The sequence below is a fragment of the Mediterraneibacter butyricigenes genome (genome assembly GCF_003574295.1).
Taxonomy (GTDB): Bacteria; Bacillota; Clostridia; order Lachnospirales; family Lachnospiraceae; genus Mediterraneibacter_A; species Mediterraneibacter_A butyricigenes.
Genome location: NZ_BHGK01000001.1, coordinates 339,132 through 362,325, shown reverse-complemented (window position 1 = coordinate 362,325; position 23,194 = coordinate 339,132). Strand labels below are relative to the sequence as shown.

Below are 23,194 nucleotides of genomic sequence, written 5' to 3'. Positions count from 1 at the left end.
ATGATGAAACATGAAAAACAGGGGATTACGGTAGCTGGCTCTCTGATTGCAGATACATTTTATAAGATTGATACGTATCCGGAGGCAGGGATGCTTACAAAAGCAAGAGATCCCGTCAGTTATGTAGGTGGAACCGGAAATCTGATTCAGGATCTTGCAAAGATGGATCCAGAGCTTCCGATCCGGGTAAGCGCTCTGGTTGGGGCGGATGAAAACGGAGATATGCTCTGTGAACGTCTGAGTCAGTATCCGGCTGTGGATGTATCCGGAGTTGTACGGGAAGGGATCAGTGCGCAGACACTGGTGATGAATGCGCAGGACACCAAACAGAGAACTTTCTTTTTTGTTCCGGCATCTTCGGATCTGTATGAAGAAAAATATATTGACTGGGAGAAGGCAGATGCAAGGATCTTTCATCTGGAATACCTTCTTTTGATGGCAAAAGTGGATGAGGAAGATCCGGAATATGGAACCCATGGAGCCAGAATTTTACATGATGCGAGAGAACGGGGAATGGAAACCTCCATTGATATTGTTTCCGAACAGAGTGACCGGGCACAGAGGATTGTGCGCTGTGCTTTGAAATATACAGATTATTGCACCATTAATGAGGTAGAAGCGGAAGCTGTGACCGGTATCTCACTGGTAAAAGACGGAGAGATTGATTCGGAGACTGCAAAACAGGCATTGGAAAAATTAAAAGAACTGGGCGTCTCCAAGTGGGCGGTGATCCATTCGCCAAAGCAGAATTTCGGATTAGACTGTGAAAGCGGCGAGGTAGTGGAAGTAGCGAGCCTGTCGCTCCCGGAAGGATATATCAAGGGAACTAACGGAGCGGGAGATGCGTATTGCAGCGGAATCCTGTATGGAGGGTATCAGGGATATCATCTGGAAAAGGCCATGCGTCTTGCGGCAGCTTCGGCGGCCTGCTCCCTCTCGGAGATGAACGGAACAGACGGCATGAGACCGGAGAAAGAAATCTGGGAACTGGAAGAAAAATATGGGAAATCTTAGGGATATCCCGGGAAATGAATGGAAAGAAAGAGGTTCTTATGAGAAAAGGAAGACCGACCATGAAGGACGTGGCTGCACTGGCAGGTGTGACACAGCCTACCGTTTCTTATGTAATTAACGGTACGGCGACGATTTCTGAGGAAGTCAAAGAAAAAGTGAACCGGGCAATTAAGGAACTGAACTATGAGCCGAATTATACAGCCAGAGCCCTGAAAACAAACCGGTCGGAGATTATAGGAATCCTGATTCCGGATATTTCCAATGAATATTATTCCAGAATGGTCAGTCTGATCTCGACCATGTTGCGGAAGCGCGGGTATACTACGATGGTCAGTTCTACCAATTATGAAAAAGATACGGAGATGGACAGTCTCAGAAAAATGCTGACTTATAATGTGGATGGCATGATCGTGGCATATCAGTTGCTGAATGAGGAATGCTGGAAAGTCTTAAAAGACGCCGGATGTAATGGCGTGGTTCTGGAAGGCGGAAGTGCAGCCGAAGGATTATCCTGCATGAATACGGATAACTTTTATGGTGCATACGAAGCGGTGAAATTCCTGCAGAAACAGGGAAGAAAATACATCGCATACGTTGGACAGCATACGGAACTGGAGGCAATCCGGGATCGTTTTCAGGGGTATCAGAAAGCGATGGAAGAGGAAGGAATGTACGATCCGAAACTGGTTTGTGACACAGAAGGTCCGGGCGATAAATGGCAGGAAGGCATCCATCTTGGAAAGAAACTTCTTCGCTTTGGTGCGGATGGAATTCTGGTGAGCTCGGATATTGTGGCAGCGGGGATTCTGAAGACGTTTTTAAATGCCGGTAAGAAGGTGCCGGAAGAGGTGGCTGTGATCGGATATGATGATGTGCCGCTGGCGGAAGTGTTTGTTCCGGCATTGTCAACCGTTGCCCAGCCAATTCAGGAAATGTGTCAGTTTGCAGTAGAACGTGTGCTGGACAAGCGGTCAGAAAGGAAAACGGAAGTTTTAAAACCGAAGTTGATCCTGAGGGAGACAACTTAAGGACAGACAGAACCTGGAAATCGGACAGAGGATTTACCGGTAAGTTAAGATCTGTGCCGAAGAATAAGATAAGAGGAAGACAGTCATTGGATGAAATCCTGAAAGGATTTGTTCAGTGACTGTTTTTTTGTTCGGGACTTGAAAATCTTTTTGAAATATAGTATTCTTTTAATACGAACATATGTTCTATTTGAAAGCGGAGGAACACTCAGAGATTCGTGTCCGCAGGAACTCAGTGTGACAGCCGTGATAGACTGAGGAATTTGCAGAGAGTGTTTCGTATAGTTTTACAAAGGGAGTTATGGAAGAGATGACAGAAGAGGTGGCAATTGCAGAGAGAAAAGTTTATCAGAAAAGACCTGCCGAAAAAGATATCTGGAAGAAACTTGAGATTTTGACAGATGCAGCAAAATACGACGTGGCATGTACCTCCAGCGGGGTAGATCGAAAAGGGGATGGAACCGGTATGGGAAACTGTCAGAAAGCCGGGATCTGTCACAGTTTTTCGGCGGACGGAAGATGTATTTCTCTGTTGAAGATTCTGTATACCAATGAGTGCATCTATGACTGTAAATATTGCCTGAATCGCAGATCAAATGATGTGGAACGGGCCTCTTTTGAACCGGAGGAGGTCTGTACCCTGACAATGGAATTTTATCGGAGAAATTATATCGAAGGCCTCTTCCTGAGCTCCGGTATTTTGAAGAATCCGGATTATACGATGGAGAGGCTCTATGAAACCCTGCGTCTGCTGCGCACCAAATATCGGTTTCAGGGCTATATTCATGTAAAAGCGATTCCGGGAGCATCTCCGGATCTGATTCAGAAGACCGGTTTTCTGGCGGATCGGATGAGTACCAATCTGGAACTTCCTACGGCGGACAGTCTGAGACTTCTGGCTCCGAATAAGACCAGAAAGAAGATTCTGACACCTATGCGCCTGGTGCAGAATTACGGAAAGCAGAATAAGGAAGAGATTCAGCTCTATCACAATGCGCCGAGATTTGTCCCGGCTGGACAGAGTACCCAGATGATCATCGGTGCGACAAAAGAGACGGACTATCAGATTCTGAAAGTTTCTGAGGCATTGTATCAGAATTTCGGCATGAAACGGGTGTTTTATTCTGCTTTTGTTAATGTGAATCAGGGACGGCGTTATGTGGGGGAACGATCGGATCTGTTGCCGGCGCAGACAGAGATCGGGCCGCCACTTCTACGGGAACACCGGCTTTATCAGGCAGACTGGCTGCTTCGCTATTATCAGTTTGAAGCATCGGAACTGTTGTCGGAAGAACATCCGAATTTTAATATCTGGCTGGATCCGAAATGTGACTGGGCGCTGCGTCATCTGGATGTATTTCCGATGGAGATTAACCGGGCGGATTTTTCAGAACTTCTGAGGGTGCCGGGGATCGGGTACAAATCAGCGCTTCGGATCGTAAAAGCAAGAAGAATGGGAGTACTGACTTTTCAGGATCTGAAAAAGATCGGAGTAGTTTTAAAACGGGCCATTTATTTTATTACCTGTCAGGGAAAGATGATGTATCCGATACGGTTTGAACAGGATTCTATTTTGAAGAATCTCATGGCACAGAAAGAACGGCTCCCCAGGGAAGTGAGAGAAGTGGGATATCAACAGTTGTCCTTGTTTGATGATGTGAATTTCAGAGAGGAAAATTTCCGAAATGAAGAAACTATTTGTATGTGAGGATACGTTGAATGCAATGTATTCTGCGATCTATGACGCATGGAGAGATTCCAGAACGGCGGGGGACAATGGAATCCGTCTGGAAGGACGGTACGACACGGAATTGTTCTGTGAGTATGTTCCGGTGGAAGTCCGTGTGAAAAAGCGGGAGGCAGTAGAGAAAATGATCTGGAGAAATCTGGGAGAAGAGGTTGCCGGGGAATTGTATCTGACATTGCTCTCGGAAGCGGATGATAAGGCAGACGTAGTGCTGGGGACGCTTCAGACAGCGAGATATCTGAAAGAACCGGGGCGGATTCTGGAATATCTGAGTAATGACCGGGTTGCACGTGTTTTTGAACTGAGCAGAAGGGTGGGGAATGAAGCTCATATGTTTATCGAAGTGGTGCGGTTCCGGGAACTGAAACAGGGGATTTTGTTTTCGGAGATCCATCCGGAGAATCGGATCCTGTCTTGTCTGGGAGAACATTTTTCGGACCGGTTTCCACAGGAAAACTGGATGATCCGCGATAAGACTCATGACAGTTTTCTGATCCATGAAAAAGGAAAACGCTGGATCCTTGCAGAACAGCCGGAGATCCGGGAGGAGTTATTGAAAGAGACAACGGAGGGGGAAATGTTTTATGCGGAACTGTACCGGAGGTTCTGTCAGACGATCGCTATCCGGGAAAGAACCAATCTGAGATGTCAACAAAATCATCTTCCGCTCAGATACCGAAAGGATATGGTGGAATTTGCTGAAGAAACGCGGAGAAATTGTTTATGAAATTTAAGAACCTTATTGTGTAATATCTGACAGGATGTTAAAATAGATACAGGTTTTGAAATTGGTAAATGGCTAGATTCATTCACAGGAGTTGAAGGAGGTCATACGATGAAGAAATTTATTAACGATGCGTCACAGGTAGAAGATCAGATGATACAGGGGATGGTAAAGGCTTATCCGGATCACCTGAGAAAACTGGATTGTGGGAATGTGGTAGTACGTGCGCAGAAGAAGGAAGGAAAAGTGGCTCTGATCAGCGGAGGTGGTAGCGGACATGAACCGGCTCACGGTGGTTTTGTGGGAGAAGGAATGTTAGACGCTGCGGTAGCCGGAGCTGTATTTACTTCTCCTACACCGGATCAGATCTACGAAGGAATCAAGGCGATCGCCACAGACAAAGGTGTTTTGATGGTTGTTAAAAATTATACCGGTGATGTGATGAATTTCGAGATGGCAGCCGACATGGCAGAGGCGGAAGGAATTCCGGTACAGTATGTGGTGACCAATGATGATGTTGCGGTAAAGGACAGTCTGTACACGATCGGACGCCGTGGCGTGGCAGGAACAATTTTTGTACATAAGATTGCCGGAGCAAAAGCAGAGACGGGTGCAAGTCTGGATGAAGTTCATGCAGTGGCACAGAAAGTAGTGGACAATGTGCGGACCATGGGTGCGGCAATCAGTCCATGTATCGTACCGGCAGCTGGAGAACCGGGATTTGAACTTGGCAACGACGAAATTGAGATCGGAATCGGTATTCATGGAGAGCCTGGAACTCATAGGGAAAAGATGCGTCCGGCAGATGAGATTGTGGATATTCTGTTGGAGCAGATTTTGTCAGATCTGGACTATACAGGAAGTGAAGTGGCACTTTTGGTCAACGGATCCGGCGGCACCCCGCTTATGGAACTGTATATCCTGAATAACCATATTGCTGATGTACTGGCAGAAAAAGGAATTAAGGTTTATCGCACGATGGTAGGTAACTATATGACTTCCATTGAGATGCAGGGATTCTCTATTTCCTTATTAAAGCTGGATGATGAGATGAAAGAGCTGCTGGATGCAAAGGCAGATACACCGGCCTGGAAAGAATAGCAGGAACGGCAGGAAAGGCAGTATGATACGACAGAAAGGTGAAGAAAATGGCAGACAGTAAAAAAGTAATCCAGATCCTGCAGGAGATCGCTCATAAGATTGAGGCAGAAAAAGATTTTCTGACTAAGTTGGATCAGCCGATTGGTGACAGTGATCACGGGATCAATATGGCAAGAGGATTCGGAGAAGTAGAAAAGAAACTTCCTACATTGGAAGGTAAGGACATCGGCACGATCCTGAAGACGGTCGGTATGACTCTGGTTTCTACGGTTGGAGGAGCATCGGGACCGTTGTACGGATCTGCATTCCTGAAAGCCGGGATTGCATGCGCAGGAAAGGAAGAACTGGATCTTTCGGAGTTTCTGTCGGTGCTTGAGACGGCAACAGAGGCAGTGAAACAGCGCGGAAAATCCACGACAGAAGAAAAGACCATGCTGGATGCAATGGTTCCGTCTCTGGAAGCTATGCATACAAAGCTAGAAGAAGGCGGAGATGCAAAAGCCGTACTGAGTGCAGGTGTGGATGCAGCATGGAAAGGCGTGGAACATACCAAAGATCTGGTGGCAACCAAGGGACGCGCAAGCTATGTGGGAGAACGCGGAATCGGACATCAGGATCCGGGTGCAACGTCTTACAGTGATATGCTGGAAGTAATCAGAGATCAGATCTGAAAAGGAGACGGCTATGGTAGGATTTGTTATTGTATCTCACAGTAAGAATCTGGCAGAAAGTGTGGTAGAATTGACTACGATGATGGCTCCGGATGCCAGGATCAGACCGGCGGGAGGCATGGAAGACGGCAGTTTCGGAACCAGTTTTGAGAAGATTCAGGCAGCGATCGATGAAATCTATACAGAAGACGGAGTCCTGATCCTGATGGATATGGGATCTGCGGTTATGACGACCGAGATGGTGCTGGAGATGATGCCGGATCGTAAGGTTCAGATGGTGGACTGCCCGTTGGTGGAAGGCGCCGTGGCGGGTACAGTCAGTGCGGTTGGTGGTCTTTCTTTTGAAGAGATTGCGTCTCAACTGGCACAATCCGGAATGGAACACAAGTTTTAAGGTTTAAGAGGTTTATGGAAGAAAAAGTGGTTCGGATTTCGGTCCGTAATCTCGTAGAGTTTATTTTGCGGGAAGGAGATATAGACAATCGAATATCAGGAAGTATGGACAGCACTCTGATGCAGCTCGGAAGTAAGATCCATCGGAAGATCCAGAAGAGGATGGGAAGTGCTTATCGGGCAGAAGTTCCGTTGAAACTTCAGATTCCGGCGGAGGGATTTGTCCTCCAGATTGAAGGAAGGGCCGATGGAATCCTGGAAGAAGAGGATCATGTAATGATCGATGAGATCAAAGGGGTTATGAAAGAGTTGACTTCCATCACCGAACCAATAGGCGTACATCTGGCTCAGGCCAGATGTTATGCCTATATTTATGCTCTTCAGAATCAATGGGAGGAGATGGGGGTACAACTGACCTACTGTAACATGGAAAACGAAGAGATCAAACGGTTTCAGGAAACGTTAAATTTTCAGGAACTGGAACACTGGTTTTTGGATGTGGTTCATCAATATGAAAAATGGGCAAGATTTCGGATTCAGTGGAGAGAGAAGCGAAATCGTTCGATAAAAGCACTGGAGTTTCCGTTTCCTTATCGGGAAGGTCAAAAGGATCTGGCAGTTTCGGTATATCGGACGATACTGAGAAAGAAAAAACTGTTTGTTCAGGCTCCCACAGGGGTCGGGAAAACGATGGCGACGATTTTTCCAACTGTAAAAGCCGTGGGGGAAGGATTGGGAGAGAAGATTTTCTATCTGACGGCAAAAACCATTACCCGGACGGTGGCGGAACAGGCATTCCAGACGCTGAAGGAACAGGAACTTCAGATGAAAGTCATCACACTGACAGCGAAGGAAAAGATCTGTTTCTGTGAGGAGATGGAATGTAATCCGGATGCATGTCCTTATGCGAAAGGACATTTTGACCGGGTGAACGATGCAATGTATGATCTGCTGACTACGGCAGACGATATGGATCGCAGCACGCTGGAAGAACAGGCAAAAAAACATCGGGTGTGTCCGTTTGAATTATCTCTGGATCTGTCGGAATGGGCGGATGCAGTCATCTGTGATTATAATTATGTGTTTGATCCCAATGCCCATCTGAAACGTTTTTTCGGTGAGGGGACAAAAGAAGAGTATCTGTTCCTGGTGGACGAAGCTCACAATCTGGTGGAGCGCGGCAGGGAGATGTACAGTGCCGTACTTTATAAAGAAGAGATCCTGGAAGTACAAAAGCTGGTTCGTCTGGAGGCGGCAAAGTTGGCAAAGGCGCTGAGGGAATGCAATAAACAGTTTCTGGAATTGAAACGGGAGTGTGAAAATTACCGGGTGCAGACCAGTGTGTCACATATTGCGTTGAAGCTGATGAATGTGCTGACAGAGTTGGAAGACTATCTGGAGAAACGAAGAGGAGAGGAGATTCACTCGGAAATTCTGGATTTCTTTTTCAAAGTTCGAAATTTTCTTTATATTTATGAGCGGCTTGATGACCACTATGTCATCTATACAGAACTGGAAGAAAATGGCAGATTCAAATTGAAACTTGCCTGTATGAATCCGGCAGAGAATCTGCAGGAATATCTGGATATGGGGAACAGTACGATATTTTTCTCTGCCACATTTCTGCCGATTCATTACTATAAAAAGCTTTTAAGTACCGGAACGGATGATTATGCAATCTACATCCGATCTTCCTTTCCGGTGCAGAACCGAAGGATCCTTCTGGGAATGGATGTGACCACAAAATACACCATGCGCGGAATGGACATGTATGAGAAATATGCAAGTTATCTGCTGAAGATCACTGCGGAAAAACGAGGAAATTATCTGGTGTTTTTTCCATCTTACCGTTTTATGGAGTCGGTGCTGGAGAAAGTGAAAGATCGGATGGAAAGAGAGGCCTTTTCTGTAAAATGTCTGGTACAGGAACCCTATATGGATGAAGCGCAAAGAGAAGCGTTTCTGGATGCTTTTGGCAAAACACAGAAAACGGCGGAGGAAGGCACGAACGAAGAAACAAAGGCAGAAACTTTGCTTGGATTCTGTGTGCTGGGCGGTGTGTTTTCTGAGGGCATTGATCTGACCAGGGACAGCCTGATCGGAGCGATCATCGTGGGAACGGGCTTACCTCAGGTCTGCAATGACAGGGAAATTCTGAAAGCGTATTTTGACAGCCAGAATCTTCCGGGATTTGATTATGCCTATCGTTATCCGGGAATGAACAAAGTGTTGCAGGCAGCAGGAAGAGTGATCCGTACGGAGGAAGATCGGGGGATCATCGTACTTTTGGACGAGAGATTCCAGGGAACAAAAAATCGTGCAATCTTTCCAAAAGAATGGTCGGACTGCACGACGGGAAACGAAGAGACTATTTTAAAAGAAGTAAAAGACTTCTGGCAGAGCCCGTGAAAAAATACTTTGTTTGTGTGGCAATTGCGTGCTATCATGAAAGAATCATAATATTCTGATATATTCAGAAATATTAAAAGTAATTCAGGAAAGCCTGAGTTGCTTTGGAGACAGGAATCTGTTCAGAGTAGGCAACGACCAGTTCACGTTCCGGCAGTGTTTCCTGAGTCTTTACTTCAAACAGATCAGAAGAAACTTCTTTCAGGCAATAATCCGGAATGAAAGCGATGCCAAGACCGATCCGGGCAAGGTCGATCAGCAGATCATTACTGCTGAGTTCGACTTCCGGAACAAGATCCAGTTGATGCTGTAAAAACAGACGGTGAAGGAATTCACTGGTGGTACTCTTGCGATCCAGCATCAGGATGGGATACTGGGAAAGCTCTTTGAAAGAAAGCTTTCGGTCTTTCAGTTCTGAGAACGCCTGGTTTGCGATGAAAATATCCCGGAAAGTACGGATTTTCTTGATCGAAGAGACGTTACTTAAATAGGAGTTGGGATAATTGACTACGATCAGATCCACCTGACCGGTTTCCAGAAGTTCCACACATCGGATGGAAGTCTGGTTCAGGACCTTGATGTGGACATGGGGAAATTCCTTATGGAAACGTTCCAGGTAAGGAACCAGGAAATAACGGCAGATGGTGTCACTGGCACCGATCCGGATCTGTCCTCCGGTCTTTGCGGCGTCGGTAAGCTGTGCTTCCCCACGCTGGATCAGATTCATGGCAGGTTCGATATGGCGCAGTAAGATCTCGCCTTCCGGAGTAAGCTGAACCCGTTTGGTACTTCGGATAAACAGCTTCTGGTCCAGTTTGCGTTCCAGCGTCTTGATAGACTGACTGACGGCAGACTGGGAGATGAACAGATGCTTGGAAGCTTCGGAAAAGCTGAGAGATAAAGCAACATAATAAAAGACCTTATAAAGTTCGTAATTAATATCCATATCATAAGTCCTCCTAATAAAAGATAAGTGTATTATAAGACGAAAAGAAAAGAATGTAAAGTGGAGAGAAAGAAAATGCAACAAAAGAAAGTGTTACAATCCGTAACAGGACTGATCCTGGCGCTGGCGATGATTCTTGTGATTCTGATCACATCTTTTCAATATGCGGCGTATGGGGATTATTCCTTTTACAGAAAAGAGTATGACAAATATGATGTTTATTCCGAGGTTCATATGGAACCCAAAGAAGTCATGAAAGTGACGCGCACGATGATGAAATATCTGATCGGGAAAAAGAAGGAACTTTCTATTACGACTGTCGTAGACTGGAAGGTTCAGGATTTCTTTAACGAACAGGATAGGCTACATATGGCGGATGTAAAGAATCTGTTCCTCGGCGGACTGTTTCTGAGGCGATGTTGTCTTGTACTGATGGCAATCTGTCTGGGGCTTCTGATCCGCTGGAAGGTAGATCTGAAAGAATGTCTCACCAGATCCTGGTTTCTGGCAGTGTCGGTCTTTTTCCTGATATTGCTGGTGCTGGGATTCCTGATATCCAGAGATTTTACGGCGGTGTTTACAAAATTTCATGAGCTGTTTTTTAATAATGATCTCTGGCTGTTGGATCCGGAGACGGACTATATGATCCGGATTCTTCCGGAAGGGTTCTTCTTGGATATGACACTTCGAATTGGCAAAATCTTTGGAGCGGCACTGCTTGGGGTGTCCGCAATCTGTGGGCTTGTAAGAAAAATTAGCATAGATTATAAATAAATTTAATTCTATTAATTATACTAATGAAAATAATCGTGATATACTTGAGGCAAAGCTTGTAAAACGAAGACAAGAAGTTGCAGCAGAGAAACAAGAGTTGTGAACCGAGGAAAGATCATTAGGAGGACATGATGGGACAGGTAAGACGTGTTTATGTTGAAAAGAAACCAGAGTTTGCTGTACAGGCAAAGGCGTTACGACACGAAATCAGACACTATCTTGGAATTATGGCAGTGACCGGAGTGCGGGAGCTGATTCGATATGATGTGGAAAATATAGAGGAGGATACATTTGAAAAAGCTTGCAGAGGTGTGTTTGCAGAGCCGCCGGTAGATTTTCTGTATCAGGAAGATTTTCCGAGAGATGAGGAAGATACAGTTTTTTCTGTAGAATTTCTTCCAGGCCAGTTCGATCAGAGAGCAGATTCTGCGGAGCAGTGCGTCCAGTTTATTAAAGAAGATGAAAAGCCGGTGATCAAAACGGCTGTGACCTATGTGATTCGGGGAAAGATTACGGAAGAGGAACTGGCTGCCATTAAGAATCACTGTATCAACCCGGTGGATTCCCGAGAGACAGGACTGGAAAAACCGGAAACACTGGTGACAGAATTTGAAGAACCGGAAGATATCAAGACGTATGAAGGCTTCTGTCGGATGGATGAAACCGCGTTAAAAGCACTGTATGATTCTCTGGGACTGGCAATGACATTCAAGGATTTTCAGCATATTCAGCATTATTTTACGGAAGAAGAAAAAAGGGATCCGTCAGTGACAGAGATCCGGGTTCTGGATACTTACTGGTCAGATCATTGTCGTCATACGACTTTTTCCACGGAATTAAAAGAGGTAAAGATTGATGAGGGAGATTATAAAGCACCAATCGAAAAGACTTATCAGCAATATGTGAAAGACCATCAGGACATGTACGGAGATCGCAAAGACAAGTTTATCTGTCTGATGGATCTGGCATTGATGGCGATGCGGAAACTGAAAAAAGAAGGAAAACTTCAGGATCAGGAAGAATCGGATGAGATCAATGCATGCAGTATTGTTGTTCCGATCAAAGTAAGCGGAAAGACAGAAGAATGGCTGATTAACTTTAAAAATGAGACACATAACCATCCGACAGAGATTGAGCCTTTTGGTGGAGCTGCAACCTGCCTTGGCGGTGCAATCCGTGATCCGCTGTCAGGAAGAACTTATGTATATCAGGCAATGCGTGTGACCGGTGCGGCAGATCCGACGGTTTCGGTGGCAGAGACACTGAAAGGAAAGCTTCCGCAGAAGAAACTGGTACGGGGAGCAGCAAGCGGTTACAGTTCTTATGGAAACCAGATCGGACTGGCAACGGGACTGGTAAAAGAAATTTATCACCCGGATTATGTTGCAAAACGTATGGAAATCGGTGCGGTTATGGGAGCTGCTCCGCGTCGTGCGGTGATTCGTGAGACGTCAGATCCGGGAGATGCAATCATCCTTCTGGGCGGACGAACCGGAAGAGACGGCTGTGGAGGCGCCACCGGATCCTCAAAAGTACATACCGAGGAATCCATTGAAACCTGTGGCGCGGAGGTTCAGAAAGGAAATCCGCCGACAGAGCGTAAGATCCAGAGACTGTTCAGACGGGAAGAAGTCAGCCATCTGATCAAGAAATGTAATGATTTCGGAGCAGGCGGAGTGTCAGTGGCAATCGGAGAACTGGCAGACGGTCTGATCGTAGATCTGGATAAAGTGAAAAAGAAATATGCCGGACTGGACGGAACGGAGATCGCAATTTCCGAGTCTCAGGAACGTATGGCTGTTGTAGTCGATCCGAAAGACGTAGAACAGTTCCTGGCTTATGCAAAAGAAGAAAACCTGGAAGCAACAGAGGTTGCCGTTGTAACAGAGAAACCGAGACTGGTTCTGGTATGGAGAGGAAAAGAGATTGTCAATCTTTCCCGTGCATTTCTGGATACAAATGGTGCGCACCAGGAAACCAATGTAGAAGTAGAACTTCCGAAAAAAGAAGAAAGCCTGTTCCTTCCGAAAGAAGTGAGGGGTGAAGTAAAGGAAACCTGGCTGAACTTACTGAGTGATCTGAATGTGTGCTCCCAGAAGGGACTGGTGGAGATGTTTGATGGCTCTATTGGTGCCGGATCTGTGTTTATGCCTCACGGCGGAAAATATCAGATGACAGAGACACAGACCATGATCGCAAAAGTTCCGGTGATGAACGGAACCACAGACAGTGTATCCATGATGAGTTATGGATTTGATCCTTATCTGTCCAGCTGGAGTCCGTATCATGGAGCGGTTTATGCAGTCGTAGAATCTGTGGCAAAGATTGTGGCAGCGGGTGGAGATTACCGGAAGATCCGTTTTACTTTTCAGGAATATTTCCGCAGAATGACAGAAGATCCAAAACGCTGGAGTCAGCCGTTTGCAGCACTTCTGGGTGCTTATGAGGCACAGCTTGGATTTGGACTTCCGGCCATCGGAGGAAAGGACAGTATGTCCGGAACTTTCCAGGAGATCGATGTGCCACCGACGCTGGTATCCTTTGCAGTGGATATGGCGACAGAAAAAGATGTGATCACACCGGAACTTAAGAGTGCCGGAAACAAACTGGTCAGAATCCGGATTGCACGGGATGCTTATGATCTGCCGGTATATGAAAAAGTAATGGAACAGTATGGACATGTAACAGAAGATATCCGTGCGGGAAGAATCATGTCTGCGTATGTTTTGGATCGTCACGGTCTGGCAGCCGCATTTGCCAAGATGGCATTTGGAAACAAGATGGGTGTGAAAGTGGATCCGTCTCTTTCGAAAGAAACGTTGTTTGAGACAGGTTTCGGAGAAATTCTGGCAGAAGTAAAAGCGGACAGTCTGGATCAGTTACAGGCAGATTACGAGGTTGTCGGTACAGTGACAGAAGAGCCGGTTCTGGTCTACGGTGAAGTGAAGATCGCACTGGATGAGGCAGAGGAAGCATGGAAAAAGACACTGGAAAATGTGTTTGCAACCAAGTCTGAAGCAAGCGAAGAAAAAGAAGTGGAGACAAAGCTGTTCCGGACGGACAAGGTACATATCTGCAGTCACAAGATTGGCCAGCCGACCGTATTTATTCCGGTATTTCCGGGTACAAACTGTGAATACGACAGTGCAAAAGCCTTTGAACGTGCCGGTGCAAAGGTGATTACAAAGGTATTTAAGAATCTGGATGCGGCAGACATCAGAGACTCCGTGGCAGAATTCGAAGCAGCGATCGCAAAAGCTCAGATCATGATGTTCCCGGGTGGATTCAGTGCCGGAGATGAACCGGACGGATCGGCAAAATTCTTTGCGACAGCATTCCAGAATGCGAAGATTAAAGAAGCAGTAGAAAAACTTCTGAATGAACAGGACGGACTGGCACTTGGAATCTGTAACGGATTCCAGGCTCTGATCAAGCTGGGACTGGTTCCTTACGGCAAGATCACCGGACAGGCAGAAGATGCCCCAACGTTGACTTACAATACGATCGGACGTCATATTTCCAAGATGGTATATACCAAAGTGATGACCAACAAATCCCCATGGCTTGCAGGCGCAGAACTCGGGGGAGTCTATACCAATCCGGCCTCTCACGGTGAGGGTAGATTTGTGGCAAGCGAAGCCTGGTTAAAACAATTGGAAGAGAACGGACAGATTGCGACCAGATACTGCGATCCGAACGGACAGATCACGATGGACGAAGAGTGGAACGTAAACGGATCTTACGGCGCAATCGAAGGAATCACGAGTCCGGACGGAAGAGTGCTTGGAAAGATGGCACATTCAGAGCGAAGAGGAGATTCTGTGGCAATCAATATCTATGGCGAACAGGATCTGAAGATTTTTGAATCCGGTGTGAACTATTTCAGGTAAATCTTTGAATTTGATAGTTTGATAAAGGATCTGTGAGAAAGAAAAAGACGAGTATCCGGGGATTTTGGGGCGGAAAATTCCGTGAGAAATTCCGTGACAGTTTCCCCGGAAAAAGCCTTGAAAAAAGTTCTTTAAAATTTTTGAAAAAAAGTGTTGACATTTGTTTGAAATTAATTGTATAATAGCAAAGCGGGTTGCGGATAAAGCACTTCGCAAGCTATGAAAAGTATGGGATCTTAGCTCAGCTGGGAGAGCATCTGCCTTACAAGCAGAGGGTCACAGGTTCGAGCCCTGTAGGTCCCATCGTTTTCAAAAAAGTGCCAGGTATGATTCATACTGCGGTGCACTTCATATGGCGGAATAGCTCAGTTGGCTAGAGCACACGGTTCATACCCGTGGTGTCGCTGGTTCAAATCCAGTTTCCGCTACTTCGAAAGGTCTGTATAAGTTTTATACGGACTTTTTTCTTTTGTTAGGGCAAGATTCTGTTTTCATTGAGGACTTTTTTGGGTTTCGAAAAACGGAATTGTAAGCGGTTCCTGTTGCAACCTTTTGCGGGAAGGTAATGGCTTTTATCAACACATTTTGCCTTATAACCAAAAAATTAGGATGTTTTATCAGTGCATGTCATGATAAAATAAAAATTGAATTGCAAAGATACTTGGAACAGTTATTTATAAATTTCAGACTGTGCAGAGAGGAGATAACAGATGCGAGTTGGATTAGGATATGACGTACATCGACTGGTGCCGGATCGGGCGCTGATTCTGGGAGGAGTAGAGATCCCTTATGAAAAAGGACTGCTGGGCCATTCGGATGCAGATGTTTTACTTCATGCGATTATGGATGCAATGCTTGGAGCAGCGGCAATGGGAGATATCGGAAAACATTTCCCGGATACAGACCCGAAATACGAAGGTGCTTCCAGTCTGGAGCTCTTGAAAAGAGTGGGTGAACTTCTGGAAGAGGAACTGTATGTGGTGGAAAATATAGATGCCACGATCATTGCGCAAAAGCCTAAGATGGCACCGCATATTCCTAAGATGCGGGAGAATATTGCAAAGACGCTGGGACTGGAGTTGGATCAGATCAATATCAAGGCGACGACGGAAGAGGGACTTGGATTTACGGGGAGCGGAGAAGGCATTTCTTCTCAGGCAATCTGTTCTCTGGAAAAAATGACCCGTTACAGTGTGGATGTGACTCCGCAGGAAGGTTGTGCCGGATGCCCGGGATGCGGAAGATAGCAGGAGAAATAAAAAGGACATGAAGATCAAAAAGCTTGCAGTAGAGGAAAAGGGAAGAACAAGAGCACTGTGGGAAGAGGTGTTCTCAGAAGATACCCGGGAATTTCTGGATTATTATTATTTTATCAAGACCCGGGACAATGACATCTATGTGATCGAAGATGAGGAAAATGTGCCGGAGAAAGAGAATGGGGATGAAGCGGAAATCGTTTCCATGATTCAGTTAAATCCCTATCCGCTTCAGATTGCAGACCGTCAGGAAATGACCCACTATATCATTGGAGTTGCGACCAGGGAATCCTGCCGGAAACGGGGATACATGCGGGAACTTCTGGTGAGAACCATGGAAGAAATGTATCGGAAGAAAGAACCATTTACGTTCCTGATGCCGGCGGCAAAAGAGATTTATCTGCCCTATGATTTCCGGTTTATCTATGAACAGGATCAGAGTGAACTTTGCGGTGGAATGACAGCAAACGCCGGGAAGGCAGGAAACCCGTCGGCGTTGGAAGTGCAGACGAAGTCGGATAAATATCGTATCCGGGATGCACGATGGTCGGACGCCGAAGACCTGGCAGCTTTCTTTACAGAGTGTACCGGAGAAAGATATCGGGTGTATGCGGTGAGGGATACGGCATATTATCAGACCATGATTCTGGAACAGCAAAGTGAAAACGGAGGGATCCTTCTGGCGTATGAAGGAGAAAAACTGGTTGCAATAGCAGCCTATGCAAACGAGGGGGAGTGGGAAATCAGAGAACCTCTGACGCTTCCGGGATATGAAGAATGTGTCCGGGAAATGATCCGGGAACTGACAAAAGATGAGGAGACATCCTGTCTGGTCTATCCTTGGAGGGAAGGCGGGCAGGCGAAAAAAGTTCCGATGATCATGGCAAGAGCCCTTCATTTGTCAACCCTGTTATCCTGTTTGCAGGCAAAAGAGGCGGAAGAGGTGGACTGTGCCTTTGCGGTGATCGATCCGATCCTGCAGCAAAACAGCAGAGTGTATCGTCTGAAAAGCCCGGCAGGAGAAGAGACAACAGAGGTGACAGAGACGGAAGATTCTTTTGCAGTGCTTCCGGTGGATGTGCTGACCGAACTGATCTTTGGGGTGAAAAATCCAACGGAACTGGCATTGGAACAAGAAACAATGCAGGGAATGGTTCTGACGGATCGTTTTATAGAAGAGTGGAAGAAGCTGATTCCGCTGGCACCGGTATTTTTAAATGAGATTGTATAATGCATGGTTACTTAGTAAAATGTCTGATTAGCAGACATTACATTCTGTGTGAATCAAAGAGCCTGAAAAATGTCAAAATGTAATTCCGGCATGATAGAAAGCAAATAAAAAATGTGCAGGAAAATATGCAAAAGATTGGCGAAAAGCGATTGACAAAATCGCGGAAGTTGCATAATATTAAGAGTAGAGTTTGAAAAGAAAAAGACTTTGAACGAAAAGAGTAGCATTTTTGGAACTGCCAGAGAGAGAGCGTCACCGGCTGAAAGCGGTCTTAAGGGAAGAAAATGTGAAGTGCATTCGGGAGTTGATCCGGAGAAGATCTGAAGTATCCGGATACGTTTGACACACGTTACGTGTATCGAGTGGAGGGTTTGCTTATCAGAGAACCTCTATGAAGAGTGGAACCGCGGATTAGACTTCGTCTCTTTTTTGAGACGAAGTTTTTTTAGTTTCCAGTCATACGATTAGTGTTATGAGAATTGAGAAATTAAGGAGATGGAATTATGGGGATGTTATCCTATGTAAAAAATGAGATTAGTGTAATCAGAGAGAGAGATCCCGCGATCAAATCCGACTGGGAAGTATTATTATACCCCAGCTTTAAGGTAATCCTGAATTACAGGGTTGCACACAGACTTTATAAAAAGAAACATTATTTTCTGGCGAGATGGATTTCACAGAGAGCTGCCAGAAAAACAGGAATCGAGATTCATCCGGGTGCGACCATCGGAGAAGGTTTGTTTATCGACCATGGAAGTGGAGTGATCATCGGAGAGACCACGATCATCGGAAACAACGTCACCCTTTATCAGGGCGTCACTCTCGGGGGAACCGGAAAAGAACAGGGAAAGCGTCACCCTACGCTGGAAGACAATGTCATGGTCAGCGCGGGAGCGAAGATCATCGGTTCTTTTACAATCGGGGAAAATTCCAAGATCGGAGCCGGTTCTGTGGTGCTTGAGGAGGTTCCACCGAACTGTACTGTAGTCGGTGTTCCGGGAAGAATTGTAAAGATGGATAATAAAAAAGTTCCGAGATCAGATATGGATCAGATCCATCTGCCGGATCCGGTACTGAATGATATTCAGGAACTGCAAAAGGAAAACAAGGCGCTGAGGGAACAGGTGGAAAGATTAGAGGAAGCCTGTCTGCTGAAAGAATGGAAACCGGGTGCCTGAATATAAGAAAATCCGCTCCGGTGCATTATGCGGAAATAAGAGTTTCGTGTTATACTGAAAAGGTCAGATGTATCCGGCAAAAAAATGAGCGGATACATCCGAGGCATAGAAAAGAAATGAAAAATGCAGAAAGAATAGCAGAATGGAAAATAAAAGGAGAACAGGATGAAAATCTACAACACACTTACAAAGACAAAACAGGAATTCGTTCCATTAGAAGAAGGAAAGGTAAAAATGTACGTCTGCGGTCCGACCGTGTATAATTTTATTCACATCGGAAATGCAAGACCGATGATCGTGTTCGATACAGTACGTCGGTATTTTGAATACAAAGGGTATGAAGTGAATTATGTATCCAATTTTACGGATGTCGATGACAAGATCATTAAAAAGGCCAACGAAGAGGGTGTCAGCGCAGAAGAAATTTCCACACGCTATATTGCAGAATGCAAAAAAGATATGGAAGGCATGAATGTAATGCCGGCAACGACGCATCCTCTGGCAACCCAGGAAATCGGTGGAATGATCCAAATGATCCAGGATCTGATCGATAAAGGATATGCTTACGAGAAGAACGGAACCGTATATTTCCACACCAGAAGTTTTAAAGATTACGGAAAACTTTCCCATAAAAACCTGGATGATCTGCAGGGAGGAAACCGTTCTCTGTTAGTCAGCGGAGAAGATGAGAAGGAAGATCCGCTGGATTTCGTACTCTGGAAACCGAAGAAAGAAGGCGAACCGGCATGGAAGGCTCCGTGGAGCGAGGGACGTCCGGGATGGCATATCGAGTGTTCGGAAATGTCCAAGAAATATTTAGGGGAGCAAATCGACATTCACGCAGGTGGAGAGGATCTGGTCTTCCCGCATCATGAAAATGAGATTGCGCAGAGTGAGGCAGCCAATGGAAAAGAATTTGCAAAATACTGGATGCACAATGCGTTCCTGAATATCGATAACCGTAAAATGTCAAAATCTCTGGGAAATTTCTTTACCGTAAGAGAAATCAGTGAGAAATATGATCTTCAGGTTCTGCGTTTCTTTATGTTGAGTGCGCATTACAGAAGCCCGTTGAATTTCAGTGCGGATTTGATGGAATCAGCAGGAAAAGGACTGGAGAGAATCGTAAATGCGGCACAGAATCTGAAATTCCTGGCAGAAAATGCACAGACAGAGGGAATGTCTGAAGCTGAAAAAGAAGCATATGCAAAAACAGAAGACTTCGTCAAAGCATTTGAACGTGCGATGGAGGATGATTTCAACACAGCAGATGCCATTGCCGCAATCTTCGACCTGGTAAAATATGCCAACACAACAGCAGACGAAAACAGTTCGAAAGAATATGTAAGCAATCTTCGTTCCCTGTTGGAAAAACTGACCGATGTACTGGGAATCATCGTTGATAAACCGGAAGAAATCCTGGATGAAGAGATCGAGAAAATGATCGAGGATCGTCAGGCTGCCAGAAAAGCAAAGGATTTTGCTAAGGCAGATGCAATCCGTGATGAACTTCTGGCAAAAGGAATCGTGCTGGAAGATACGCGAGAAGGAGTAAAATGGAAGAGAGCATAACATTTGAATTTCCGGAATATCTGGAAGAGTTGTTTCAGGTTCAGGCGGGGGATATCAGACAGTATTCCCCGCTGACCCTGGCGTATATCGGAGACTGTATCTACGATCTGGTTATTAAGAGTCTGGTGCTTTATAAAGGCAACAAACCGGTTCATGCCATGCATGAAGAAACCAGCAAATATGTACAGGCCAGTGCTCAGTCGCAGATGATGCGGAAGATGCAGGAATATCTGACGGAAGAAGAGCATGCGGTTTACCGGAGAGGCAGAAATACCCGTTCGGTTTCGGCGGCAAAGAACCAGTCCATCACGGATTACCGCAGAGCGACCGGATTTGAAGCATTGCTTGGATATCTTTATCTGAAAAAAGAATGGAAACGGCTGTTGGAACTGGTGAAGATCGGACTGGACAGCCTGGAGGAGCAGACATTATATGAAAGAAAATAAATCGGAAAACAGTTTGCTGATCGAGGGAAGAAATGCGGTGTTGGAAGCACTTCGTTCAGAGAAACCAATTGACAAGATTTTTGTGCAGGACGGTTGCCAGGACGGATCGGTTCGAACCATTGTACGGGAAGCCAAAAAAAGAGACGTGATCCTGAATTTTGTGGACAAAGAGCGGTTGAATCATCTTTCGGAAACCGGAAGACATCAGGGCGTGATCGCCTATGGCGCGGCATATGAATACGCTTCGGTGGAGGATATGCTGGCACTGGCGGAGAAAAAGGGAGAAGATCCGTTTTTAATCCTTTTGGACAATATTGAAGATCCTCATAATCTGGGGGCCATCATCCGTACCGCTAATCTGGTGGGAGCACATGGGGTGATCATTCCGAAAAGACGGGCAGCAGGTCTGACGGCAGTGGTGGCGAGAACTTCTGCGGGAGCATTGAATTATACACCGGTGGCAAAGGTGACGAACCTGAAGAAGACCATGGAAGACCTGAAAGAAAAGGGATTGTGGTTCGTGTGCGCAGACATGGACGGTGATGTGATGTATGATGTAAACCTGAAAGGCCCGATCGGGCTGGTCATCGGAAATGAAGGTGAAGGTGTAGGACGTCTGGTGAAAGAGACCTGCGATTTTGTGGCATCTGTTCCGATGAAAGGTGAGATTGATTCGCTGAATGCTTCTGTGGCAGCAGGGGTGCTGGCTTATGAGATCTTAAGGCAGAGACTGCAATGAAAAACAGAAAAGATTGTTGATCAATAAAAAAGAAATCAAGGGGATACAATATGAGTTCCTACGAGAAAATGACAGATGAGCAGTTGATCGAAGATTACCGGGCAGGGGAAGAGAAGATTATAGACTTCCTGATGGACAAGTATAAGCCGATGGTGAGGAAAAAAGCCCGTGCCATGTATCTTCTGGGCGGAGAAAATGAAGATCTGATCCAGGAGGGCATGATCGGGCTGTTTAAGGCTGTCCGGGATTTTGATTTTTCGCATAAGACTTCTTTTTACAGTTTTGCGGAACTGTGCATTTCCAGACAGATTTATTCAGCAGTCGAAGCGGCAAACCGCAAGAAGCATATGCCGTTGAATTCTTATGTGTCGCTGTACGAGGAAAAGGAGAGCGAAGGAGATGCCCAGCCGCTGATCAATACGATTCAGGTGGGGATGGAGAATAATCCGGAGGCGTTGTTTTTGAATCAGGAATATACAGATGCGTTGCAGGAAAGTCTCTGGGAGTCTTTGAGCCCGCTGGAGAGTAAAGTACTGTATCTGCATTTGCAGGGGACGGATTATCGAACCATCGCAGAGCTGATCGACAGAAGTCCGAAAACGGTGGACAATGCGATTCAGAGAATCAAGTCGAAAGCAGAAAAATTATGGAAAGATAAAAAAGTGGTTGACAACTGACTGTAATGTATAGTATATTGTTAACGTTGCGTGAGAGATGCACGCATCTGCTGTCTTGGCGCAGCTGGTAGCGCGTCGCCTTGGTAAGGCGGAGGTCGGGGGTTCAAGTCCCCTAGACAGCTGAGAATGAAGCACCGTAAGTGGCGTATTAACGTTCCTTTCGGTGCTTTTTCCATTTACACAAAGCAACGAACCAAAGATCGTGTCTTCACAAAATTCTGGTGGAGATCATGACAGCTTAGGGCAATTAAAATGTGAGTTTGGCAAAGAGCGTTGCAAAAAAGATGTTTCAGCGATAAAACGGATGGGTGAAAGAGATGTTTGGATATATTGCGGTAGACGAACCGGAACTGAAAATGAAAGACTATCGGAAATACAAAGCCTATTACTGTGGATTGTGCAGGGCACTTCGGAAATGTTACGGAAGTGCGGGACAACTGACACTCAGCTATGATATGACATTTCTGGCGGTGCTGCTTACGTCTCTGTATGAGAGTGAGACGGAGATTTCACACAGGCGCTGCAAGCTCCATCCCTTTAAGAAACAGGTGTTGCTTTCCGGGAAAATGACGGATTATGCGGCAGACATGAATCTGATCCTGGCTTATTATCATCAGAAGGATGACTGGGAGGACGAGAAAAAACTTTCCGGGAAATTGGGGATGATGGCCCTGAAGCGTAAGGTGAAAAAGGTGATCCGGGAATATCCGAGACAATGCAAGACGATTCAGAGTGAGCTGGATCAGATCCGGAGCTGTGAAAAGGAAGGGTGCACACAATTGGATCTGATTTCGGGATGTTTTGGACGGATCATGGGAGAAATACTGGCATTTCAGGAAGATCACTGGAAGGAAACGCTGTATCAGATGGGATTTTATCTGGGAAAATTTATTTATATCATGGATGCCTATGAAGATTATGATGAGGATCTGAAAAAGAACCGATACAATCCGTTGACGGAAATTCATAAGAGAGAAGATTATGAATCCTATATGCAGCAGATCCTGTGTATGATGGCAGGAGAGTGCAGTGCGGCGTTTGAACGGCTTCCCTGTCTGCAGGATGTGGATATCCTTCGTAATATTCTTTACGGAGGCATCTGGGGAAAATACAGAAAAATGCAGGTGGAGAAAGCGAAAAACCGGGAAGAAGAGACAGATAATACAGGATCAACAGACGCGGAGTCGGAAAATACGGAAGTGGGAATGGAAAACACGGAAACAATGAGAAAAGGGAACACAGAAACGGGAGATATGGAAAAAAGGGGCGACAAAAGATGAGGAAAGAGATGACTAGCGGGCCGATTACGAAATCTCTGCTGATCTTTGCGTTTCCCATGATGGCGGGAAAGTTTTCATTTAGAGAGGCACAGAGTAGACATTTTCGGGAAGATAGTAT

General features: G+C 45.8%; 19 protein-coding genes, 3 tRNA genes and 1 other annotated feature. Of the genes, 21 read left to right on the top strand and 1 reads right to left on the bottom strand.

Annotated elements, in window-relative coordinates; all coding sequences use genetic code 11:
- Nucleotides 1-3 precede the first annotated feature (3 nt).
- From KGMB01110_RS01765 to KGMB01110_RS01730, 8 genes are all read left to right on the top strand, one after another.
- On the top strand, nucleotides 4-1,014 hold the full coding sequence (locus tag KGMB01110_RS01765; RefSeq protein WP_119297378.1) for a carbohydrate kinase family protein: 1,011 nt from the start codon (nucleotides 4-6) through the stop codon (nucleotides 1,012-1,014).
- A gap of 38 nt (nucleotides 1,015-1,052) precedes the next feature.
- A complete protein-coding gene (locus tag KGMB01110_RS01760; protein WP_170141676.1) occupies nucleotides 1,053-2,042 on the top strand; it encodes a LacI family DNA-binding transcriptional regulator in 990 nt (329 codons plus the stop codon).
- A 310-nt stretch (nucleotides 2,043-2,352) separates the two neighbouring features.
- Nucleotides 2,353-3,750, top strand: a complete 1,398-nt coding sequence (locus KGMB01110_RS01755; protein WP_243112850.1) for a putative DNA modification/repair radical SAM protein — start codon at nucleotides 2,353-2,355, stop codon at nucleotides 3,748-3,750.
- Nucleotides 3,728-4,516 (top strand): TIGR03915 family putative DNA repair protein, encoded by a 789-nt coding sequence (locus KGMB01110_RS01750; RefSeq protein ID WP_119297376.1) that lies wholly within the window; start codon nucleotides 3,728-3,730, stop codon nucleotides 4,514-4,516. Before KGMB01110_RS01755 ends, KGMB01110_RS01750 begins: the two co-directional genes overlap by 23 nt.
- A 108-nt stretch (nucleotides 4,517-4,624) precedes the next feature.
- On the top strand, nucleotides 4,625-5,614 hold the full coding sequence (dhaK, locus tag KGMB01110_RS01745) for a dihydroxyacetone kinase subunit DhaK (RefSeq protein WP_119297375.1): 990 nt from the start codon (nucleotides 4,625-4,627) through the stop codon (nucleotides 5,612-5,614).
- Between the two features lie 47 nt (nucleotides 5,615-5,661).
- Nucleotides 5,662-6,285: a dihydroxyacetone kinase subunit DhaL gene (gene dhaL, locus KGMB01110_RS01740; protein ID WP_117601950.1), complete on the top strand. Its 624-nt coding sequence runs from the start codon at nucleotides 5,662-5,664 to the stop codon at nucleotides 6,283-6,285.
- 13 nt (nucleotides 6,286-6,298) lie between these two features.
- Entirely contained in the window at nucleotides 6,299-6,679 is a 381-nt protein-coding gene (gene dhaM, locus KGMB01110_RS01735; RefSeq protein ID WP_117601951.1) for a dihydroxyacetone kinase phosphoryl donor subunit DhaM, read from the top strand.
- Between the two features lie 14 nt (nucleotides 6,680-6,693).
- Nucleotides 6,694-9,087 carry an ATP-dependent DNA helicase gene (locus KGMB01110_RS01730; protein ID WP_119297374.1) on the top strand — a complete coding sequence of 798 codons (2,394 nt, stop codon included), beginning with the start codon at nucleotides 6,694-6,696 and terminating at the stop codon, nucleotides 9,085-9,087.
- 73 nt (nucleotides 9,088-9,160) lie between these two features.
- On the opposite strand, the gene KGMB01110_RS01725 is transcribed toward KGMB01110_RS01730, so the two are convergent.
- Nucleotides 9,161-10,033, bottom strand: coding sequence for a LysR family transcriptional regulator (locus tag KGMB01110_RS01725; RefSeq protein ID WP_117601953.1), 873 nt, complete (start codon nucleotides 10,031-10,033; stop codon nucleotides 9,161-9,163).
- Nucleotides 10,034-10,108: 75 nt separating this feature from the next.
- Between KGMB01110_RS01725 and KGMB01110_RS01720 the strand changes: the two genes are divergently transcribed.
- From KGMB01110_RS01720 to KGMB01110_RS01660, 13 genes are all read left to right on the top strand, one after another.
- Complete coding sequence (locus KGMB01110_RS01720) at nucleotides 10,109-10,807, top strand: TIGR01906 family membrane protein (protein WP_119297373.1); 699 nt, start codon at nucleotides 10,109-10,111, stop codon at nucleotides 10,805-10,807.
- A gap of 131 nt (nucleotides 10,808-10,938) precedes the next feature.
- The gene (locus KGMB01110_RS01715; RefSeq protein ID WP_119297372.1) at nucleotides 10,939-14,697 is read left to right on the top strand and encodes a phosphoribosylformylglycinamidine synthase; all 3,759 of its coding nucleotides are present in this window, start codon (nucleotides 10,939-10,941) and stop codon (nucleotides 14,695-14,697) included.
- 230 nt (nucleotides 14,698-14,927) lie between these two features.
- Nucleotides 14,928-15,000 (top strand) — tRNA-Val (locus KGMB01110_RS01710).
- Between the two features lie 51 nt (nucleotides 15,001-15,051).
- Nucleotides 15,052-15,125 (top strand) — tRNA-Met (locus KGMB01110_RS01705).
- A 282-nt stretch (nucleotides 15,126-15,407) separates the two neighbouring features.
- Nucleotides 15,408-15,944: a 2-C-methyl-D-erythritol 2,4-cyclodiphosphate synthase gene (gene ispF / locus KGMB01110_RS01700; RefSeq protein WP_117889275.1), complete on the top strand. Its 537-nt coding sequence runs from the start codon at nucleotides 15,408-15,410 to the stop codon at nucleotides 15,942-15,944.
- Nucleotides 15,945-15,963: 19 nt separating this feature from the next.
- Complete coding sequence (locus KGMB01110_RS01695; RefSeq protein ID WP_117601957.1) at nucleotides 15,964-17,184, top strand: GNAT family N-acetyltransferase; 1,221 nt, start codon at nucleotides 15,964-15,966, stop codon at nucleotides 17,182-17,184.
- 198 nt (nucleotides 17,185-17,382) lie between these two features.
- Nucleotides 17,383-17,613, top strand: a binding site (T-box leader).
- A gap of 74 nt (nucleotides 17,614-17,687) precedes the next feature.
- The gene (gene epsC / locus KGMB01110_RS01690) at nucleotides 17,688-18,362 is read left to right on the top strand and encodes a serine O-acetyltransferase EpsC (protein WP_119297371.1); all 675 of its coding nucleotides are present in this window, start codon (nucleotides 17,688-17,690) and stop codon (nucleotides 18,360-18,362) included.
- 165 nt (nucleotides 18,363-18,527) lie between these two features.
- Nucleotides 18,528-19,934: a cysteine--tRNA ligase gene (gene cysS / locus KGMB01110_RS01685; RefSeq protein ID WP_117601959.1), complete on the top strand. Its 1,407-nt coding sequence runs from the start codon at nucleotides 18,528-18,530 to the stop codon at nucleotides 19,932-19,934.
- On the top strand, nucleotides 19,919-20,380 hold the full coding sequence (locus KGMB01110_RS01680; protein ID WP_117601960.1) for a Mini-ribonuclease 3: 462 nt from the start codon (nucleotides 19,919-19,921) through the stop codon (nucleotides 20,378-20,380). Before cysS ends, KGMB01110_RS01680 begins: the two co-directional genes overlap by 16 nt.
- A complete protein-coding gene (gene rlmB, locus KGMB01110_RS01675; RefSeq protein ID WP_119297370.1) occupies nucleotides 20,367-21,119 on the top strand; it encodes a 23S rRNA (guanosine(2251)-2'-O)-methyltransferase RlmB in 753 nt (250 codons plus the stop codon). Before KGMB01110_RS01680 ends, rlmB begins: the two co-directional genes overlap by 14 nt.
- Nucleotides 21,120-21,142: 23 nt before the next feature.
- The gene (gene sigH / locus KGMB01110_RS01670; RefSeq protein WP_279220930.1) at nucleotides 21,143-21,796 is read left to right on the top strand and encodes an RNA polymerase sporulation sigma factor SigH; all 654 of its coding nucleotides are present in this window, start codon (nucleotides 21,143-21,145) and stop codon (nucleotides 21,794-21,796) included.
- Between the two features lie 49 nt (nucleotides 21,797-21,845).
- Nucleotides 21,846-21,918, top strand: a tRNA-Thr gene (locus KGMB01110_RS01665).
- A gap of 195 nt (nucleotides 21,919-22,113) precedes the next feature.
- A complete protein-coding gene (locus tag KGMB01110_RS01660; RefSeq protein WP_243112617.1) occupies nucleotides 22,114-23,076 on the top strand; it encodes a DUF5685 family protein in 963 nt (320 codons plus the stop codon).
- Nucleotides 23,077-23,194 lie beyond the last annotated feature (118 nt).

Coding starts and splice junctions, on each gene's coding strand:
- KGMB01110_RS01765 (WP_119297378.1), top strand. CDS start 4: ATGAAACATGAAAAACAGGGGATTACGGTAGCTGGCTCTCTGATTGCA.
- KGMB01110_RS01760 (WP_170141676.1), top strand. CDS start 1,053: ATGAGAAAAGGAAGACCGACCATGAAGGACGTGGCTGCACTGGCAGGT.
- KGMB01110_RS01755 (WP_243112850.1), top strand. CDS start 2,353: ATGACAGAAGAGGTGGCAATTGCAGAGAGAAAAGTTTATCAGAAAAGA.
- KGMB01110_RS01750 (WP_119297376.1), top strand. CDS start 3,728: ATGAAGAAACTATTTGTATGTGAGGATACGTTGAATGCAATGTATTCT.
- dhaK (WP_119297375.1), top strand. CDS start 4,625: ATGAAGAAATTTATTAACGATGCGTCACAGGTAGAAGATCAGATGATA.
- dhaL (WP_117601950.1), top strand. CDS start 5,662: ATGGCAGACAGTAAAAAAGTAATCCAGATCCTGCAGGAGATCGCTCAT.
- dhaM (WP_117601951.1), top strand. CDS start 6,299: ATGGTAGGATTTGTTATTGTATCTCACAGTAAGAATCTGGCAGAAAGT.
- KGMB01110_RS01730 (WP_119297374.1), top strand. CDS start 6,694: ATGGAAGAAAAAGTGGTTCGGATTTCGGTCCGTAATCTCGTAGAGTTT.
- KGMB01110_RS01725 (WP_117601953.1), bottom strand. CDS start 10,033: ATGGATATTAATTACGAACTTTATAAGGTCTTTTATTATGTTGCTTTA.
- KGMB01110_RS01720 (WP_119297373.1), top strand. CDS start 10,109: ATGCAACAAAAGAAAGTGTTACAATCCGTAACAGGACTGATCCTGGCG.
- KGMB01110_RS01715 (WP_119297372.1), top strand. CDS start 10,939: ATGGGACAGGTAAGACGTGTTTATGTTGAAAAGAAACCAGAGTTTGCT.
- ispF (WP_117889275.1), top strand. CDS start 15,408: ATGCGAGTTGGATTAGGATATGACGTACATCGACTGGTGCCGGATCGG.
- KGMB01110_RS01695 (WP_117601957.1), top strand. CDS start 15,964: ATGAAGATCAAAAAGCTTGCAGTAGAGGAAAAGGGAAGAACAAGAGCA.
- epsC (WP_119297371.1), top strand. CDS start 17,688: ATGGGGATGTTATCCTATGTAAAAAATGAGATTAGTGTAATCAGAGAG.
- cysS (WP_117601959.1), top strand. CDS start 18,528: ATGAAAATCTACAACACACTTACAAAGACAAAACAGGAATTCGTTCCA.
- KGMB01110_RS01680 (WP_117601960.1), top strand. CDS start 19,919: ATGGAAGAGAGCATAACATTTGAATTTCCGGAATATCTGGAAGAGTTG.
- rlmB (WP_119297370.1), top strand. CDS start 20,367: ATGAAAGAAAATAAATCGGAAAACAGTTTGCTGATCGAGGGAAGAAAT.
- KGMB01110_RS01660 (WP_243112617.1), top strand. CDS start 22,114: ATGTTTGGATATATTGCGGTAGACGAACCGGAACTGAAAATGAAAGAC.